Below are 18,051 nucleotides of genomic sequence, written 5' to 3'. Positions count from 1 at the left end.
CTATTCCACCGTTACCGATTTTGCGAGATTGCGGGGTTGATCGACGTCTGTGCCCTTGGCAACGGCGACATGATAGGCAAGCAGCTGCACCGGCACGGCATAGACCAGCGGCGCGATCAACGGGTGCACTTTCGGCATCTTGATGGTCGCCATGCAGCCGTCGCCGGCTTCGGCAATCCCTTCGGCGTCGGAGATCAGCACGACCTTGCCGCCGCGGGCCATGACTTCCTGCATATTGGAAACGGTTTTTTCGAACAGCGGTCCGGATGGCGCCAGCACGATGACCGGCACCGCTTCGTCGATCAGGGCGATCGGACCATGTTTCATCTCGCCCGACGCATAGCCCTCGGCGTGGATATAACTGATTTCCTTCAGCTTGAGCGCGCCTTCCAGCGCCAGCGGATATTCCGGGCCGCGGCCGAGATAGAGAACGTCCCGGGCCGGAGCGATCAGATGCGCCATGTCGGCAATATCTTGGTCATGGCCCAGAGCCGCATTCAAGGCCGCCGGGGCCTCGGTCAAGTGTCTGACCACCTCGCGTTCCTCGTCGCGCGTCAGCCTGCCTTTGACAACCGCCAGATGTGCTGCAAGCGCCGCCAATACGGCGAGCTGGCAGGAAAAGGCCTTGGTCGAGGCAACGCCGATCTCCGGACCGGCATGGGTCGGCAGCAACAGATCGGCTTCGCGCGCCATGCTGCTGGTCGGTACATTGACGACGACCGCGATCTTCTGGCCATTTTCCTTGCTGTGCCGAAGGGCCGCCAGCGTATCGGCCGTCTCTCCCGATTGAGAGATGAACAGCGCCAGTCCGCCCGGCTCCAGAACCGGATCGCGATAGCGGAATTCCGACGCGAAATCGAGATCGACGGGCACGCGGGCAAAGGTCTCGAACCAGTATTTCGCCACCATGCCGGCATAATAGCTGGTGCCACAGGCGACGATCGTCACGCGCTTGATATCGCGCAGATCGAAATCCATTTGCGGCAGCGCGACCTGCTGTTCCAGCGACCGGATATAGCTTTGCAAAGTCTGTGCAACCACCGTGGGCTGCTCGAAAATTTCCTTCTGCATGAAATGGCGGTAATTGCCCTTTTCAATGGCCGAGGCCGAGACACCGGATGTCGTGATCTCGCGCTCTACAGGAATATTGTCCTTGTCGTAGATAGCCGCGCCATCACGGGTGATCACGACCCAGTCGCCTTCCTCGAGATAGGCGATTTTCTGGGTGAGCGGTGCCAGCGCCAGCGCGTCGGAACCGAGATAGGTCTCGCCATCCCCATAGCCGACCACTAGTGGCGACCCGAGCCGCGCGCCGATCAACAGGTCCGGCTGCGTCCGAAAGGCAATGGCCAGCGCAAAGGCACCGCGCAACAGTGGGAGTACCGCTTGCACCGCTTCTTCCGGCGACTTGCCCGCTTCCACCTGTTCGCTGACCAGATGAGCGACAACCTCGGTATCGGTCTCGCTTTCGAAGGACCGGCCGCGCGCGCTCAGTTGCTCGCGCAGGCTCCTGAAATTCTCGATAATGCCATTGTGGACCAGAGCGACTTCGCCGGTTGCATGTGGATGGGCATTGTTGGTGGTCGGGGCACCGTGCGTCGCCCAGCGAGTATGGGCTATGCCGATATTGCCTGCGGCATCATCGGTCTTCAGCACCTGCACCAGATTGGCGAGCTTACCCTCGGCCCGGCGGCGGATTAGCTGGCCGTCGTGCACGGTGCAAATACCGGCGCTGTCATAGCCGCGATATTCCATGCGTTTCAGACCATCGACGAGACGATCCGAGACGGTTTCCTTGCCTACAATTCCAATGATTCCGCACATCGCTTTTCGGACTTTCTTATTAGAGTGTGTAAGGTATCCGGATGCCCGGCATTGCCGCCGGAAAATCCTTTGTATTACGTGTGATGAGAATGCGACCAGATAATTGCGCGGACGCGAGAATTATCGCATCAACCGTCTTCAAGCGCTGTCGATCGGATCTCAACAACGCTGCCCGCCGCCCGATTTCCTCATTCACCTCGATTATGCTAAAATAGGATAGAAATCCTTCGGCACGATCGCCATCATCCGGCAGTGCGCCGGTAACGACTTCTACCCAGGTCAAGCGACTGATATAACGGCGATCGTAACGCTTCAGTTCAGCATGAGCCGAGCCGACGTCATTCAGCGCGTCGAGCAATATATTGGAATCAAAGACTGCTTCGCTCACTTAAGATATCGCTTTGCTTCGCGATCATCATCTTCATCGAACAGGTCGGGAAATTCTTTTCGTACTTCCCAATAGTCGGAATCCCACGGCCGCGTCCATGATGCCCGCTCCTTGCGCTGCCAATCGACTGCGTCACCGATGTCCGTGCGGTCTTTCCAGATACCGAAATATTTTTCGATACCTTGCTTGGATTCCTCCGCCCGATAACCCGCTACCGCCTCCCGCAGCAACTGCGCGCGCGACTTGCCCTGCTCCGCCGCCTGCGCGTCGAGCCATTTCACATCGTCTTCGGGTAGATCTGCAAGGATTCGGGTCATGATGATATACTGATATCATATCGTGATATCATGTCAAGTCGCTGGTCGTCACTTCAATGAGATTCACAATAGCGTGCTCCAAAAAGAAGGTCTTATCAGTCCAATTACTTGGATACGGACTATTTGCCTGCCTTCTTCTTCAGCATCGCATTGCGAAATTTCGTCGCCCATCCTGCTTTCGCCGTCTGTTCCGCCCGAACCAATGCCAGATCACCCGCGGCAACATCGTTGGTTACTGTCGCCCCTGCCCCCACAATTGCACCGTCACCAATTGTCACCGGCGCCACCAGGGCGCTGTTCGAGCCGATGAAGGCGCCCTTGCCGATCACCGTCTTATATTTGAAATAGCCGTCATAATTGCAGGTAATCGTGCCGGCACCGATATTGGCGCCCTCGCCCACTTCGGCGTCGCCAAGATAGGTCAGATGGTTCGCCTTGGCGCCTTTGCCCAAGGTGGCCTTTTTCATTTCGACAAAATTACCGACCTTGGAGCCTTCTGCCATCACCGCGCCGGGGCGCAAGCGCGCGAACGGCCCGACGCTGGTATTCGGCCCGATGGTTGCGCCTTCGATATGGCTGTGACCATATATTTGCGCGCCGGAAGCGATAGAAACACCGGGACCGAAAATCACATTGGGTTCGATCACGACGTCGGAAGCAACTTGCGTATCATGCGAGAACCAGACCGTGTCCGGCGCGATCAGGCTGACCCCATCGGCCATCGCTTTTTCGCGGCGGCGGGCCTGCCATTCGCCTTCGACGGCAGCGAGCTCGGCGCGGCTGTTGACGCCAGCGACCTCGGCCGGATCATCGACTTCTATCACGGCACTTTTCTGGCCGGGAAGCATGACGATGTCGGGCAGATAATATTCGCCTGCCGCATTGTCGTTGCTGATCTGGTCGAGCAGGATGAACAGGTCCGTCGAGCGCGCCGCCATCAGGCCGCTGTTGCACAGGTTGACCGCGCGCTCGGCTTCGCTGGCATCCTTAAATTCGACCATTTTCTCGATTTCGCCCTGGTCATCGGCGATGATCCGGCCATAAGCGCCCGCATCATCGGGCCGGAAGCCCAGCACGACGGCCCGCGGGTCGGTGCCATTGTTCAGCCGGAAGATCATGTCGCGCATCGTATCGGCGCCGACCATCGGTACATCCCCATAGAGGATCAGCACGTCTCCGGCGAAACCCTTGAGCGCGTCATGCGCCTGTGCCACCGCATGTCCCGTGCCGAGCTGGTCTTCCTGTACCGCAATCGCGACATTGCGTCCCTTGACGCTTTCTTCAATCTGCTCGCGACGCGCGCCCACGACGATGACGGTGCGCTCCACACCGATCGATTCGACGGTATCGAGAAGATGGTGGAGCATCGGCTTGCCGGCAATCGGGTGCAGCACCTTGTGCTTTTCCGATTTCATCCTGGTGCCTTGTCCGGCGGCCAGAATGATTGCGGCTAGCGGGCGATCTGACATCGATATTCTCCGGATCAGGTTGGTCGGTAGCGGCCTTCTCTCGGCCATTCGCAGCGGCTAATGCCATGTAAATACGGCATAAGCCAGCCTGTTTCTTTATCTCGCAAAGGGTTCAGCTGCCCGTTTTTCCACCCTTTCGCCATTTGGTCCACAAATGCCGCGCGAGCATCAGAGGCGGCATCCGTAGCCAGTGGGACCGGACATAGAAAGCCATCCGGGTGAATTTGCGGGCTTCGCGGCCATAGCCATCGCGCGCGAGCAAGCGGCGGACATAAAAGGCATCAGACATTGCGGCTTTGCCGGCAAGAGAAGGATCAACCGGCGTATCAAAAAGTGCCGCGGATAGACGCAACGCCCTTGCCAGTTCGGGTGTCAGCCCGTGTTTCTCTGCACGAAAGCCCAGTTCGTTCCAGAAAGATCCGTTTGCGTCGGAAAAATCCCGCAGAAGATGGTTGATATCCCACAGGTTTCGCAGGCCTCCGGCCAGATCGCCGTCGGCAAACAGATGGGCGATGGAATGCAGCACCATATCGGCCTGGGCCATGATATATAGCCCGTTGTCCAAGGCAACCGCGCTCTCCAGAATTGCAGCCGCGTCGGGCGTCGGACCAGCGGTCAGCGGCAATATCGTATGGTGCACATCGATCATCCGGTCGCGCTCGCGATGGATCAGCGGCGGCAGTTCGTGCATATGTTCGCGATAATATTGGTCGTCATAGGGGTCGGGCTTGACCCATTCCCAGCCCGCGTCGAGTAGGGCGGCTTCAACCTCCGGCAGGTCTTTCCGGTCCACCATGATATCCAGATCACCAATGCTGCGCCCCTCGCCGGCGGACAGGTTCGCCGCTACATAGGCGGTGCCCTTCATCAATATGATCTTGCCGGAATAGTCGGCGAGCGCTCGGCGGGCGCAATCGGCTTCCCAAAGAGCTTGCTGCCGCGCCAGCGCATGTGCACCGACAGCGTCCTGCAATATCGCGCGAACACGGTCGGGCACGGCCACGGATTCAAGCCGGTGGGCGAGCGTACCGATCAGCGATTCCGCCCGTGCGATACTGATCAGGTCAGCCCATTGGCTGCCCGCCAGCGCCTCGACCCTGGCCGGTTCCCGCAAGGCATCCACCAACATGCGCGCGTCCCGCATCATGGCAGCCGGCTCCACAGGCTGTCGATCAGTTCTTCCGCCTGATCTATCGACTGATAGTCCATCGCCCTGGTCGGAACCTGATCGACGAACCGGGTCAGCGCCCGAAAGCCGCTTTCACCGAGCGCGACATAATTGGTCGAGGCCTGGGTCAGCCGGACGAATATCTCGGCCTGGCCCATATCGCGCAATGCGGGGGCGTGGCCAAAGCGGGGAAACAGCAGCAGCGCTGGTCTGGCCGGTTCGTCCATTCTGGCGATTGCCTCCACCGGCGGCACAAGATGGCGAATATCGCCCTTGGGCGTTGCATTCATTTCCGGCCCGAAACGGTCTGCCGGCGCGACCTGCCGCATAGCCTCGACGGCTTGGTTCTTCAGGCTGATCAGGCGCGGGAAAGCACAAATTTCCCCGGTATCGAGGCTCAGCAGGGCAAATTCGTCGCCCATGAACCGCCAGCCTCTCTCGGCGAGCATCGCGGACAAGGTCGACTTGCCCGATCCCGACAGGCCGGTCATCACCAGCGCCTTGCCATCCTTCTCGACGCTGCTGGCGTGGAGCAGCAAATGCCGCCGCCAGCCGAGCGCCATTTGCAGGTTCATTCCCATTTCGGCGGCGAGCAGCCCCTGGGCCAGCGGCAGCGGCGCGGCATCAGGCAGCCAGAAATCGCCGCCGATATGCACCGATGGGCGAATATGGCGCCGCCATGGTTTCTCGGGTTCCAGCCGGACGGTGAAATCGACCTGTCGGTCGACCGGGGCGGGATAGTCCTGATATAGTGCTTCCAACTCTTCCAATGGCTGGCGCCAGGCTGAAGCGATGCGGAAGGCGGCGGGGCCGACGTTCAGCAGGATGTGATGCATCCTGCCCATCACCCGGCTACTTTCGAAACGAGACCGAGCGCGGACAGTTCGTCCAGGCGAGCCAGTACGATATTTTCTGTGTCCTCTCCGCTATCGAGGTCGAACTGCGCCGACAGTCGTGCGGCTATTTCGGCAGCGTCGAGCGGAACGTTGCCCATCACCTCGACAATTGCGGGCGCGGGATCGGCGAGCATATGCGTGATTCCGGACGGCTGATGAAACAGCAATGTCATGCTGTCCAGATCATGCCAGATCAGATCTTCTGCCGGCGCCGCCCGATATTTCTGGGTCATGATGGGTTACCTGCGAATCTGGAACGACATTGCGAACTGATAGCAGGCAAAAGTTAAAATAGGGCGGTTAAGTCAGCGGGGCATTTGCAGGGAGGCATAGCATGTGAAACCGCTCTGGCCGGATTGCAGCCGGCGGATATAATTTACATAGGCCTGCGACTGGTCCGGAGAAGTGCCCGGCAACGTCCGACCGTTCATGGCCCGACGCACTTCTTCACCGGTGAAATTGCGTCCGGCAGCGGGAAAGGCACCCGGCGTGTCGGACGTCACAACCGATCCGTCAGCGGCGATATAGCCACCTGCCGCATGATTTCCGGGAACCGGAATCTCGCAGTTGAGAACCGAGCCTGCGGTCTGGGCCAGTGCCGGCTTGATGCTGACCACAGCGGAAGCCGTCACCGCGCCCATCATCAGGGCGCGCCGGCGGCTGACAACACCGTTATTCTGGTCAGTTTCGACTGACGATTCAGATGGAAGGCCCTCTTTCATCGAATTTCTATCCATGGTTTCTCTTGCTTGTCCTTCTCCGCACATAAGCGGAAATCGGGTAAAAAGCGAGCGAACAGTCCTTCGCCTGTCATCCCGTCTATATTCGGGACATAGACATGCAAATCGTTAATATCGCCTATAGATCGCGACAGCCGCATTGCCAGTTCCGAAATATTCCCGTTGCCGATCCGGCAACCTACCGCCTAAATGGTCGCCATGACAAAGCCAGAATCGACCAGATGACTTCGGTTTCGCCCTTGCGCTTGCTGGTCGCCCTGACCCTGATCGTCGGCGGTGGCATTCTGGCGGGTCAATTGCCGCAATCGAGCCAGCAATTCATTGTCGTGATCGTCACCGGAACAATCGCTTTGTTCACGGTACTGCAGGACCGCCCTGCCCCGCCGCTGCCCGATCCTTCGGCGCTGGAACGGCAAACCAGACGAATATTATATCAGGGCCGGTCGGAAGCCTATCAGGATATTATCGACCCGATTACCGATCCCATCATGCTGATACGCAATGCCAAGGTAGCCGCAGCCAATCCGGCGGCGGCCCAGGTGCTGGGCGATCATATTGTCGGCGAGGACGTCCGGATCGCTATCCGCCACCCGGCCGCTGCCGACCGGCTGGCCAATCCGGATGCCAAGCACACCGGAGAGCCTATCCTGCTGGTCGGTGTCGGCAGCACGGACCAGAGATGGGAGCTGCGGATTCATACGCTGCAGGATGGCTTGAAACTTGTCCAGCTGTCGGACCGCAGCAGCCGCTATGCAGCGGAAAGAATGCGCACCGATTTTGTTGCCAACGCCAGCCACGAACTGCGCACGCCGCTGGCCGCGATCAAGGGGTTCATCGAGACGCTCGAGGATCCGAAAGCGGGCAAGGATGATGCCACCCGCGCCCGCTTCCTGAAAATCATGTATGATGAAGCCGATCGCATGCAGCGGCTGATCGAGGATCTGATGTCACTGTCGCGAATCGAGGCGGAAAAATTCGAACTGCCCTCCGACGAAATCGATCTCAGCGAACTGGTTGGCGAAGCGCGCGATTTCTACGTCAACAGTCGCGGCAAAAAGGAAAGCGATATAGTGGTCCATCTGCCGGCCAATATGCCGATGATCCACGGCGACCGGGCGCAATTGTCGCAGGTCATCAACAATCTGCTGAGCAACGCGTTCAAATATGGCAAGAAGGGGACGCCCGTCACGATCAACGTTGCGCCCAACAAATCCGGAACAATGCTCTATCTGGCAATCAGTGACCAGGGTGACGGCATCGCACCGGAACATATTCCCCGGCTCACCGAGCGTTTCTATCGCGTCGACAAGGGGCGCAGCAAATCGATTGGCGGGACCGGACTGGGACTGGCCATCGTCAAGCATATCTCCGAACGCCACGGTGGGCGGATGGAGATTTCCAGCGAAGTGGGCCGCGGCACCACCGTATCGGTCCTGTTGCCAATCGCCAGCCCAAACCCGGGTGCCTATCACCCTGAACGGAGCGAAGTCTGAGTAACAGGTGCCGGAAAAATTCCTTCCGGAAGCCGACGATCTGGCTCGCTGTCACATAATTGTAATATAACTGTAACGAACAGGACATTGCCCCCCCCTAAAAGCCTCCCGAACAAGCCTGTTAATCCGGTCGTTGATGATGTTCATCGGGGGCCGAGCGCTGATGGATTAGGAATTTTTCAATGTTAAGAACACTCGCGCTCGTGGCGGTTGCCTCCTTTGGGCTATCCGCCTGCCAGGATCAGGCTTCCGGCGGTCAGGGCGGCACTCGCGGTGAAATCCGCATCGTGGGATCCTCGACCGTTTTCCCCTTTGCCAAAGCCGTGGCGGAACAGTTCAGCATCAACGGTGCCAATCCGTCTCCGATCCTCGAGTCGACCGGCACCGGCGGCGGCATGAATCTGTTCTGTACAGGCGTTGGCGCTGATACGCCCGACATCGCCAATGCCTCGCGCCGGATCAAGGCGTCAGAATTTGAATTGTGCCAGAGCAATGGCGTTACCGATATCGTGGAAGTACAGGTCGGTATCGACGGCATCGCAATTGCCCAGGCGAATAACGGAGTCGCGTTTGCCCTCACCCCGGCACAGATTTACCAGGCTATTGCCGAGCGTCCGTTCGGCAAGAAAAACACGACCAGAAAATGGTCGGATATCGATCCCTCCCTGCCCGATTTCGCGATCAGCGTTTATGGCCCGCCTTCGACATCGGGCACGCGCGATGCGCTGACCGAGTTGATCATGGAAGTCGGCTGTGTCACCGATCCGGCAACAAAGGCGCTCAAGGATAGCGACGAAGAGGAATTCAAGGCGATCTGTCATGAAGTCCGGGCGGATGGCGCCTATGTCGATGCCGGCGAAAATGACAATCTCATCGTGCAGAAGCTGAAGGCCAATCCCAATAGCGTGGGTATCTTCGGCTACAGCTTCCTCGAAGAAAATCTCGACAGCGTCCGCGGCATTTCGGTCTCGGGTGTGAACCCGACATATGAAGCGATCGCTTCGGGTGAATATCCCGGGGCGCGACCGCTTTATGTTTATGTGAAAAAACAGCATGTCGGCGTCATTCCGGGTCTTCGCGAATATATGCTGGAATTCATCAATGCGGGAAGCCGCGATGGATATCTGGTGAAGGCCGGATTGATCGCCTCGCCGGACGATATCCGGACGAAAATGAGTGATGTGGTCCGCGACATGACCCCACTCGCCGTTGGCGAACTCAAATAAGCACGCTCGGGCGCGCGTTACCTTTAAGATGAAATTGATGCAGGGGCGGAACCAGATATTGTGACAAGTGCGACGCTTCTTTTTCTCGTGATCGGCCTGGGCCTGGTCGCCTGGTTTTTCGGACGCCTGAAGGCATCGGGAATGCAGATGAGCGGCAAGACATCTCGATCTGCGCTCCATTCGCTTCCGAGCTATCACGGCTGGTACGTCGCTTTGTGGGCGATCGTTCCCGCTGCGATCTTCATGATGATATGGAGCTTTGTCAGTCCTGCGCTGATCACCGATGCGGCGCTGACCAGCGCTGCCGCGGCGGCACTGCCGCAAGACGGCTTTTCGCGCGCTGCGATCCTGTCCGAGGCGCGCGCCATTGCCTATGGTAATCAGGTCAATGCTTTCAATCCGCTGTCGCAGTCGATGGTCGAACCCTATCGCGACGCCATTTCCTATTACCAGATGATCGGCACGGTGGCGGCGCTGCTTCTGGTCTTCGCCTGCGGCGTCTTTGCCTGGTTGCAGATCAAGCCGGACCTCAGGGCGCGGACCAAGATCGAACGCGTGACGATGCTGATACTTCTGCTCGCTTCGCTGATCGCAATCATTACAACCGTCGGCATCTTTCTCTCGCTGGTATTTGAATCCGCCCGCTTCTTCTCCATGGTGTCACCGATAGACTTTCTGTTCGGCACCGAATGGAACCCAAAAGCGGTCGCCGGCCCGAGGGGCGAAACTGGATTTGGCGCCATTCCGCTTTTCTGGGGCACGGTCTTCATCGGCGCAATCATCGCTATGATCGTGGCGATCCCGCTCGGTCTGATGAGTGCCATCTATCTGACCCAATATGCGCCCGCGAAATTCCGGGCCTGGATGAAGCCGATACTGGAGGTTCTGGCGGGCGTTCCAACCGTGGTCTACGGCTATTTTGCCGCTCTCACCGTGGCACCCGCGCTACGCGACTTTGCCGTCTCGATCGGCATCACCACCGCCTCTTCGGAATCCGCTCTGGCCGCCGGTGTGGTGATGGGTATCATGATCATTCCCTTTGTCTCCTCGATGGCCGATGACAGTATTGCCGCCGTGCCCAGCGCCATGCGCGACGGCTCGCTGGCGATGGGCGCGACCCATAGCGAAACCATCAAGAAGGTGCTGATCCCTGCTGCTCTGCCGGGCGTCGTCGGCGGTGTGCTGCTCGCCGTCAGCCGCGCGATTGGCGAAACGATGATCGTGGTGATGGCTGCCGGTCTTGCCGCCAATATGACGGCCAATCCCTTTTCCAGTGTTACCACGGTGACGACACAAATCGTGCAGCTGCTGACCGGTGACCAGGAGTTTGACAGTCCGAAAACGCTGGCGGCCTTTGCCTTGGGACTGGTCCTGTTCATCGTAACCCTGCTGCTCAACCTCATCGCCCTGCGCGTGGTCAAAAAATATCGGGAAGCATATGAATAGTCTCACCGAAATGAAGCGCAATCCGACCGACTGGCAGGGCGAGGCCATGCAGAAACGCATTGCCCGCCGCTATGCCGCAGAGCGCCGCTTCAAGGCCCTGGGCATGGCTGCAGTCATGTTATCGGCGGGTTTTCTCGCCTTTCTGCTGGTGGTGATGGTCGGCAACGGTTTTCGTGGTTTCACGCAGACCGAATTGCCGGTCGAGATCGACTTTCCCGCGGTGACCGGCGGCGCTTCGGCCAGCCAGTTTGAAGGTCCGAATGCGAATGCCAATTTGCAATCCATGGGTCTGCGCGAAATCGTCAACAGCAGTATCGAGATCCAATATGGACCGGACGGTACCGACCTGTTCTCGCCGGGCGGGTGGACCGCTGTCAATGCGATGATCCTGAATGATCCGGACATTGTCGGGCAGAAAACGACGGTATATCTTCCGGTTATTTCGGATATCGATGTCGCCTACAAGGATGTCGGCAATGCCGAGGCCGAAGCGAAAGTCCGCGAACTGGGCGACCGCTTCTCCACCGGTTTCAACTGGAATTTCCTCAGCCATTCGGATGCTACGGACCCGATGCAGGTCGGGATATGGGGAGCGTTCAAAGGCTCGCTGATCACTATGATCGTGACACTGCTGCTTGCATTCCCGGTCGGCGTTCTGGCGGCGCTCTATCTCGAGGAATATGCGCCGAAAAACCGGCTGACCGACCTGATCGAAGTGTCGATCAATAATCTGGCGGCGGTGCCATCGATTATCTTTGGTCTGCTGGGTCTGGCCGTATTCCTGAACTTTTTCGGCATGCCGCGATCTGGTGCCCTGGTCGGCGGTCTGACGCTTGCCCTGATGACCATGCCCGTCATCGTCATCTCAGGACGCAATGCGGTGAAATCGGTGCCGCCCTCGATTCGCGAAGCGGCGCTGGGCATTGGCGCAAGCCCGCTGCAGGTTGTGTTCCATCACGTGTTGCCTTTGGCGCTGCCGGGTATTTTGACCGGTACCATTATCGGCATGGCCCGGGCGCTGGGCGAGACCGCGCCGTTGCTGATGATCGGCATGCGCGCCTTCATTGCCACGCCGCCGAGTGGTATCACCGACCCAGCCACCGTATTGCCGGTACAGATATTCCTGTGGTCGGACGAAGTCGACCGCGGCTTTGTCGAGAAAACATCAGCGGCGATCATTGTGCTATTGCTATTCCTGCTGACGATGAACGCGCTGGCCATCTATCTGCGCAACCGTTTTGAAACCCGCTGGTAGGTGCCATGATGAATGACGACCAGACAATGCAAAAACCGAGTGAAAGCGTAATTATGACAGATTCGGCCACGACAGATATGCCAGGCGAAGCCTCCACGCCGAAAATGACGGCGCGTCATGTCAATGTTTTCTACGGCGACAAGCAGGCGATCAACGATGTGTCCATCGATGTAAACATGGACAGCGTCACCGCCTTCATCGGCCCGTCCGGCTGTGGCAAGTCGACTTTCTTGCGCTGCATGAACCGGATGAACGACACGATACCGATCGCGCGGGTCACCGGCGATATCCAGCTCGAAGGCGACGATATTTACGCGCCGCAAATGGATGTGGTCCAGCTGCGGGCGCGGGTCGGGATGGTGTTCCAGAAGCCGAACCCTTTTCCCAAATCGATCTACGACAATATCGCCTACGGCCCCCGTATCCATGGCCTTGCAACCGGCAAGGACGAACTCGACAATATCGTCGAATCTTCCTTGCAGCGCGCCGGTCTCTGGGGTGAAGTGAAAGACCGGCTGCTCGACAGCGGCACGGCTCTTTCCGGCGGCCAGCAGCAGCGCCTGTGTATCGCACGAGCCATTGCGGTAGATCCCGAAGTGATCCTGATGGACGAGCCCTGCTCCGCCCTCGATCCGATCGCGACGGCAAAGATCGAAGAGCTGATCCACGAATTGCGCGGCAAATATGCGATCGTTATCGTCACCCATAATATGCAGCAGGCCGCGCGCGTATCGCAGAAAACGGCATTTTTCCACCTGGGCACGCTGGTGGAATATGGCGAAACAACCGATATTTTCACCAATCCGCGGGAAGAGAAAACGCGGGACTATATCACCGGACGTTACGGCTGATATCTCGAAGTTTAGGAACTCAAAAATGGTCAACACTGGCACAGAGCATACGGTCAAAGCCTTCGATTCCGACATCAATGAACTGCGGGGCATGGTTGCGGAAATCGGCGGGCGCAGCGAGCAAGCCATCGCCAAGGCAATGCGCGCGCTGGAAAACAGCGACCTCGAACTGGCGGAAGAAGTGGTCCGGGAAGACAAGCTGATCGACCAGCTGGAAAAGCGGATCGACGAGCTGACCTTCCAGACCATCGCGCTGCGCGCGCCGATGGCCGACGACCTCAGGGAACTGATCGCCACGTTCAAAATCTCCGGCGTGGTCGAGCGCATTGGCGATTATGCGAAGAATATCGCCAAGCGGGTGCCGCTGGTGACCAAGACGCACCGCCTGACACCCATTTCGCTGCTGCCCTCCATGTCGAAAATAGCCAGCGAGCTGGTGCGGGACTCGCTGGATGCCTTTGCCCGGCGCGATGCGGAACTGGCGATGGAAGTGAACCGGCGCGACCAGATCGTCGATGATTTCTACAACAGCATCTTCCGCGCCGTGATCACCCACATGATCGAAAATCCGAAGGATATCGGTGAAGCGGCACATCTGCTGTTTATCGCCAAAAACCTCGAGCGCATTGGTGATCATGCGACCAACGTCGCGGAAATGGTCTATTTTGCGGCGACCGGCGAGCCTATGCCCGAACGGACCCGCGGCGAGAATCCGACGACGCCGCTCGATGACGCGCTCAGCGACGAGGCCGACTGATGGTCAACGCAAAATTACTGCTGGTCGAAGACGATGCCGCGCTTGCGGAACTGCTGACCTGGAATTTCAAGAAAGAGGAATATGACGTCATCCACACACCGGATGGCGAGGAAGCCTTGCTGCTGGTCCAGGAGCATCGGCCCGACGTGATCCTGCTCGACTGGATGCTGGAAAGCCTGTCCGGGATCGAAGTCTGCCGCCGCCTGCGCCGCTCTTCGGAAACCGCGAATATTCCGATCATCATGCTGACCGCGCGCGGCGAGGAAGAGGACAAGATCCGCGGCCTTGAAACCGGTGCGGATGATTATATCACCAAGCCGTTCAGTCCCCGCGAACTGATCGCCCGGGTGAAGGCCGTATTGCGCCGGGTGCGTCCGGCGCTGGCCGGCGAGAAACTCAGCTTTGGCGATCTGGAGATGGATACGGTAGGCCACAAGGTCAAACGGGGCGGCGACACCATCCCGCTTGGTCCGACAGAATTTCGCCTGCTCCGCCATTTTCTGGAACATCCCAACTGGGTATTTTCCCGCGAGCGTCTCCTCGACAGCGTCTGGGGACAGGACAGCGATATCGAATTGCGCACCGTCGATGTGCATATCCGGCGGCTGAGAAAGGCGCTGAACGCCAACGGTCGGTCGGATATCATCCGCACCGTGCGGTCGGCGGGCTATGCGCTCGATACGGATGCTGTAGAAGGCTGATATCCGGCTCTAACCGGTGGACCAGCTTAGTCTGGAACTGCTAGTCTGCGACCAGTTTCAGAAGCTTGCGCTCCACCGGTGCCAAAACTCCGGCAAGATCATGGCCGCGCTTTAAAATCTGTCCCTGTTCGCCGTGCAGCGACCACATGCCCTGGCGATTGCGTTCGGACGGACGTTTCTCGATGCGCATTTGCGGCCGTTCCGATGCGCGGCGAAACGCCGCAAATATCGCGACGTCGCGGCGCATATCCATAGCATAGTCCTTCCAGTGCCCGGCGGCGACCATCCGGCCATAAAGGCTGAGAATCCGTTCAATTTCGCGGCGCTCGAAACCGACTTGCGACGGTGCACCGCGCTGCGGGAAAGGCGATATGTTGGAGTCGCTGAAACGCATCAAGCGCTATCGCGTCCCTTTGTCTCGACCGCTGGATCTTCGCCCTTCCGCTCTTTCGCAAAGGTAGCGATGCGTTTTTGCAACTGTTCCATCTCGCACTGGAGAATTTCCAGTTTCTGCGTCGACGGGTCGAAAATCTCGCTGCAGGGCGTGCCGTAGGGGACGAATTCCTTCTGATAGTCCTTTGCCTCGACCAATGTTGGTCGGGCGCGGACGCCAACCATCGTGGCGCCTTCCGGAACATCCTGGGTGACAACCGCATTGGCGCCAACCCTGGCCCGTTTGCCGACCGTGATCGGGCCGAGCACCTGGGCACCGGATCCCAGAATGACATCATTTTCAATTGTCGGATGGCGCTTGCCGCCGACGCCATTGGTCGGGTTGGTTCCGCCCAGAGTGACACATTGATAAATCGTGACATTGTCGCCGATAAGAGCGGTCTCGCCGATGACGGTAAAGCCATGGTCGATAAACAGGTGCCGGCCGATTTTGGCACCCGGATGGATATCGATTGCCGTCAGAAAACGGGAAATATGATTGATTAGCCGGGCAAAGAAATAGAGTTCACCCTTGAACAGCCAGTGCGCGAAGCGATGCAGGCCAATCGCCAGTACACCCGGATAGAGCAGCACTTCCCAGCGCGATCGCGGGGCCGGGTCGCGGGCCTTGATGGAATCGAGATAAGCACCGAGTTCCCGAAACATATATTTCCTCCGGATGTTACGAAGACCATAAACTAGGCACGACAGGCAGGGATTTCCAGTTCTTTTTTGCAACCGACCTGGCATTGGTGCTTTTCAAAAGCATCGTTATCACTATATTAGATCAATATTCATCTACTGATCGAAGGCTTCGATAATGTCGACCTACCTGCCCACGCTCAAGCAACTGCAATATCTCGTGGCACTGAAAGAACATGGCCACTTCGGCAAGGCGGCGGAATCCTGTTTCGTCACCCAGTCGACCCTTTCGGCCGGCATCAAGGAACTGGAAGCGCTGCTCGATATCGTGCTGGTCGAACGCACCCGCAGGGTGGTGCGTTTTACCGAATTGGGCAACCAGATGGTCGAGAAGGCCTATCGCATCTTGCGCGAGGCGGAAGAGCTTTCCGAAATGGCGCGGTCCGCCGGCAAACCGCTGGCGGGGGATATCCGGATGAGCGTCATTCCGACCATCGCGCCCTTTCTCCTGCCCCGCCTTTTGCCGCAATTGCGCAAGGAACGTCCGGAACTAAAACTCTATCTGAAAGAAGAAACCAGTCAGGCGGCCTGCGATTCCCTGCATCATGGCCATGCCGACTGCGTCCTGCTGGCGCAGCCCTTCCCCTGCGGTGATGTCGAGGCAGAGGTGCTGTTCAGCGACGAGATATTCGTGGCATTCCCGAAAGATGATCCGCGGGATCCGCCACCACAGGTCGATCCGGCGAGCATCGATGAAACACAATTGTTGCTGCTCGAAGACGGCCATTGCCTGAAGGACCATGCCCTCGCCGCCTGCAACCGGCCGGAGTTGAGAGCCTCCGCGCGGATGATGGGAACCTCGCTGCACACGCTGGTGCAAATGGTCGATAATGGACTGGGCCTGACGCTGCTTCCGAAAATGGCGATCGACAGCGGCATATTGAACCACACGAATATCGTGGCAAGACCTCTGCGTTCGGATCGCGCGACGCGCGATATCGCACTGGTCTGGCGGAAGAACAGTCCCCGGCGCAGCGAGTTTCAGTTGCTGGCCGAAATCATGAAAGGGGCGCAGCACTGGGTCTCGAAAAACCAGTCGTAGCGCTTCTCTATTTTTCCCATTTTTGCGAGGCATCGACATCGGACGCGCGTTCTTCGATCCATTTCGTCGCGCCGTCTGTCCGTGTTTCCTTCTTCCAGAACGGAGCCACGGTCTTGAGCTTGTCCATGATGAAGGAACAGGATTCGATTGCCGCGCCGCGATGATCGGATCCAGTCACCACCAGTACAATATTCTCCCCAACCGACAATTTCCCAACGCGGTGGATGATCGTGACCGCGTGTAGCGGCCAGTCGGCCAGTGCATTTTCCGCGATCCTGCGCAAGGCCTTGTCGGTCATTGCCGGATAATGTTCCAGTTCAAGCGATTGCAGCTTGCCGTCATCGCGGACCTGCCCGACAAAGCTGGCGATCGCGCCGCCGCCCTGTCCTGCAACGTTAGCCGTTTCGACTCCGATGTCGAAATCCTCCGTCCCGACGATTAATTTGATCATCCGCCCGTTACCGGCGGAAAAATCGCCAGCTCCTGCGCCGACCCGACCGGGGTTGCCAGGACAGCATAATCCTGATCGAGGGCGAAACGCAATTTCCCCGTATCGGCGAAAATTTCGGCATAGATACCGCCTCGATCAACCAACATGGTCAGGACATCGCCGATTGTCCCGGTGTCGTCGTCCAGTTGCACCCGCTCCTGGTCCATGCCAAGCCGTTCCCGCACCCAGGCGAAATAGACTATGTCGAGCGAACGCGTCATCAGTCCATATGCTTCAGGCCGACGCGCAGATAATCCCAGCCCGTGATCAGGGTCAGGATCGCCGCGGCCCACAAAGTCCACAGACCGACGGTCTGGACGACCGGAAATTGCGGCAGGCCGCCCGCCAGAATGAGCGCGCCGAGCGAAATCATCTGAAAACCGGTCTTCCACTTGGCGAGTTGCGACACGGGCACGCTGATCTGCAGTCCGGCGAGAAACTCCCGGAGCCCGGAAACGGTGATTTCACGTAACAATATAACAATCGCCGCGATCGTGTGCCATCCATTGATATCGCGGGTGAAGATCAGCATCAGCACCACTGCGGCGACCATGATCTTGTCGGCGATGGGATCGAGAAATATGCCCAGTTTGGATACCGTGCCCTGCGACCGCGCAAGATAGCCGTCGAAATAGTCGGTCACCGCCATCAGGCAATAGAGACCGAAGGTCAGCAGATAATCGATCGGAAGCGGTTGCGACCGGGCCGTCTCGAAGTTCGGCCAGAGCAGAAAAACCAGAATCGGCACCGCGAAAATCCGCGAGAGCGTCAATATGTTCGGCAAGTTCAGCATCGTGGCTCTCGCATAGACAGATTCCCGCGAAATGAAAATTGTTTCAGCCCACCTGAGCGGA

Annotated in this window: 21 protein-coding genes; 8 read left to right on the top strand and 13 right to left on the bottom strand. The window is 58.4% G+C overall.

Annotated elements, in window-relative coordinates:
• The 8 genes from glmS to CHN51_RS14730 all read right to left on the bottom strand — a co-directional run bounded on the left by glmS (position 1) and on the right by CHN51_RS14730 (position 6,784).
• Positions 1–1,824 (bottom strand): glutamine--fructose-6-phosphate transaminase (isomerizing), encoded by a 1,824-nt coding sequence (gene glmS, locus CHN51_RS14765; RefSeq protein WP_100094700.1) that lies wholly within the window; start codon positions 1,822–1,824, stop codon positions 1–3.
• 19 nt (positions 1,825–1,843) lie between these two features.
• Positions 1,844–2,212, bottom strand: a complete 369-nt coding sequence (locus tag CHN51_RS14760; protein WP_100094699.1) for a type II toxin-antitoxin system VapC family toxin — start codon at positions 2,210–2,212, stop codon at positions 1,844–1,846.
• Positions 2,209–2,529, bottom strand: a complete 321-nt coding sequence (locus CHN51_RS14755; RefSeq protein ID WP_100094698.1) for a ribbon-helix-helix protein, CopG family — start codon at positions 2,527–2,529, stop codon at positions 2,209–2,211. The genes CHN51_RS14760 and CHN51_RS14755 overlap by 4 nt, the downstream gene beginning before the upstream one ends.
• Before the next feature lie 119 nt (positions 2,530–2,648).
• Entirely contained in the window at positions 2,649–3,998 is a 1,350-nt protein-coding gene (gene glmU / locus CHN51_RS14750) for a bifunctional UDP-N-acetylglucosamine diphosphorylase/glucosamine-1-phosphate N-acetyltransferase GlmU (RefSeq protein ID WP_346426329.1), read from the bottom strand.
• A 112-nt stretch (positions 3,999–4,110) separates the two neighbouring features.
• The gene (locus tag CHN51_RS14745; RefSeq protein WP_100095673.1) at positions 4,111–5,142 is read right to left on the bottom strand and encodes a nucleotidyltransferase family protein; all 1,032 of its coding nucleotides are present in this window, start codon (positions 5,140–5,142) and stop codon (positions 4,111–4,113) included.
• A complete protein-coding gene (locus CHN51_RS14740; RefSeq protein ID WP_100095672.1) occupies positions 5,142–6,002 on the bottom strand; it encodes an HprK-related kinase A in 861 nt (286 codons plus the stop codon). Before CHN51_RS14740 ends, CHN51_RS14745 begins: the two co-directional genes overlap by 1 nt.
• Before the next feature lie 8 nt (positions 6,003–6,010).
• Positions 6,011–6,295, bottom strand: coding sequence for an HPr-rel-A system PqqD family peptide chaperone (locus CHN51_RS14735; RefSeq protein WP_100094696.1), 285 nt, complete (start codon positions 6,293–6,295; stop codon positions 6,011–6,013).
• Positions 6,296–6,367: 72 nt separating this feature from the next.
• Entirely contained in the window at positions 6,368–6,784 is a 417-nt protein-coding gene (locus CHN51_RS14730) for a hypothetical protein (protein ID WP_100095671.1), read from the bottom strand.
• 116 nt (positions 6,785–6,900) lie between these two features.
• On the opposite strand from CHN51_RS14730, the gene CHN51_RS14725 reads away from it, so the two are divergent.
• The 7 genes from CHN51_RS14725 (at position 6,901) to phoB (ending at position 14,531) form a co-directional block, all read left to right on the top strand.
• On the top strand, positions 6,901–8,295 hold the full coding sequence (locus CHN51_RS14725; protein ID WP_240616750.1) for an ATP-binding protein: 1,395 nt from the start codon (positions 6,901–6,903) through the stop codon (positions 8,293–8,295).
• A 182-nt stretch (positions 8,296–8,477) separates the two neighbouring features.
• Entirely contained in the window at positions 8,478–9,521 is a 1,044-nt protein-coding gene (locus CHN51_RS14720; protein ID WP_100094695.1) for a substrate-binding domain-containing protein, read from the top strand.
• A gap of 60 nt (positions 9,522–9,581) precedes the next feature.
• Entirely contained in the window at positions 9,582–10,967 is a 1,386-nt protein-coding gene (gene pstC, locus CHN51_RS14715; protein ID WP_100094694.1) for a phosphate ABC transporter permease subunit PstC, read from the top strand.
• Complete coding sequence (gene pstA, locus CHN51_RS14710; protein WP_100094693.1) at positions 10,960–12,222, top strand: phosphate ABC transporter permease PstA; 1,263 nt, start codon at positions 10,960–10,962, stop codon at positions 12,220–12,222. Before pstC ends, pstA begins: the two co-directional genes overlap by 8 nt.
• A 53-nt stretch (positions 12,223–12,275) precedes the next feature.
• Entirely contained in the window at positions 12,276–13,073 is a 798-nt protein-coding gene (gene pstB / locus CHN51_RS14705; protein WP_100095669.1) for a phosphate ABC transporter ATP-binding protein PstB, read from the top strand.
• Between the two features lie 25 nt (positions 13,074–13,098).
• Positions 13,099–13,830: a phosphate signaling complex protein PhoU gene (gene phoU / locus CHN51_RS14700; RefSeq protein ID WP_100094692.1), complete on the top strand. Its 732-nt coding sequence runs from the start codon at positions 13,099–13,101 to the stop codon at positions 13,828–13,830.
• Positions 13,830–14,531, top strand: coding sequence for a phosphate regulon transcriptional regulator PhoB (gene phoB / locus CHN51_RS14695; protein WP_100094691.1), 702 nt, complete (start codon positions 13,830–13,832; stop codon positions 14,529–14,531). The genes phoU and phoB overlap by 1 nt, the downstream gene beginning before the upstream one ends.
• A 40-nt stretch (positions 14,532–14,571) precedes the next feature.
• Here the strand turns inward: phoB and CHN51_RS14690 are convergent, their stop codons facing one another.
• Both CHN51_RS14690 and epsC read right to left on the bottom strand, forming a co-directional pair.
• On the bottom strand, positions 14,572–14,925 hold the full coding sequence (locus CHN51_RS14690) for a DUF2794 domain-containing protein (RefSeq protein WP_100094690.1): 354 nt from the start codon (positions 14,923–14,925) through the stop codon (positions 14,572–14,574).
• Positions 14,925–15,629 (bottom strand): serine O-acetyltransferase EpsC, encoded by a 705-nt coding sequence (gene epsC, locus CHN51_RS14685; RefSeq protein ID WP_100094689.1) that lies wholly within the window; start codon positions 15,627–15,629, stop codon positions 14,925–14,927. Before epsC ends, CHN51_RS14690 begins: the two co-directional genes overlap by 1 nt.
• Positions 15,630–15,783: 154 nt before the next feature.
• Here epsC and CHN51_RS14680 point away from each other — a divergent pair, with 154 nt between their 5' ends.
• Entirely contained in the window at positions 15,784–16,707 is a 924-nt protein-coding gene (locus CHN51_RS14680; protein ID WP_100094688.1) for a hydrogen peroxide-inducible genes activator, read from the top strand.
• A gap of 7 nt (positions 16,708–16,714) precedes the next feature.
• On the opposite strand, the gene CHN51_RS14675 is transcribed toward CHN51_RS14680, so the two are convergent.
• Genes CHN51_RS14675 through pgsA form a run of 3 tightly spaced genes read right to left on the bottom strand, consistent with a single transcriptional unit; the run spans position 16,715 to position 17,990 of the window.
• Complete coding sequence (locus CHN51_RS14675) at positions 16,715–17,158, bottom strand: molybdenum cofactor biosynthesis protein MoaE (RefSeq protein WP_100094687.1); 444 nt, start codon at positions 17,156–17,158, stop codon at positions 16,715–16,717.
• Positions 17,155–17,418: a molybdopterin converting factor subunit 1 gene (gene moaD, locus CHN51_RS14670; protein ID WP_100094686.1), complete on the bottom strand. Its 264-nt coding sequence runs from the start codon at positions 17,416–17,418 to the stop codon at positions 17,155–17,157. Before moaD ends, CHN51_RS14675 begins: the two co-directional genes overlap by 4 nt.
• On the bottom strand, positions 17,418–17,990 hold the full coding sequence (gene pgsA / locus CHN51_RS14665) for a CDP-diacylglycerol--glycerol-3-phosphate 3-phosphatidyltransferase (protein ID WP_100095668.1): 573 nt from the start codon (positions 17,988–17,990) through the stop codon (positions 17,418–17,420). The genes moaD and pgsA overlap by 1 nt, the downstream gene beginning before the upstream one ends.
• Positions 17,991–18,051 lie beyond the last annotated feature (61 nt).

Origin of the sequence: Sphingorhabdus sp. YGSMI21, assembly GCF_002776575.1 — a bacterium.
GTDB lineage: Bacteria > Pseudomonadota > Alphaproteobacteria > Sphingomonadales > Sphingomonadaceae > Parasphingorhabdus.
This window is presented reverse-complemented; position numbering and strand designations above follow the sequence as displayed.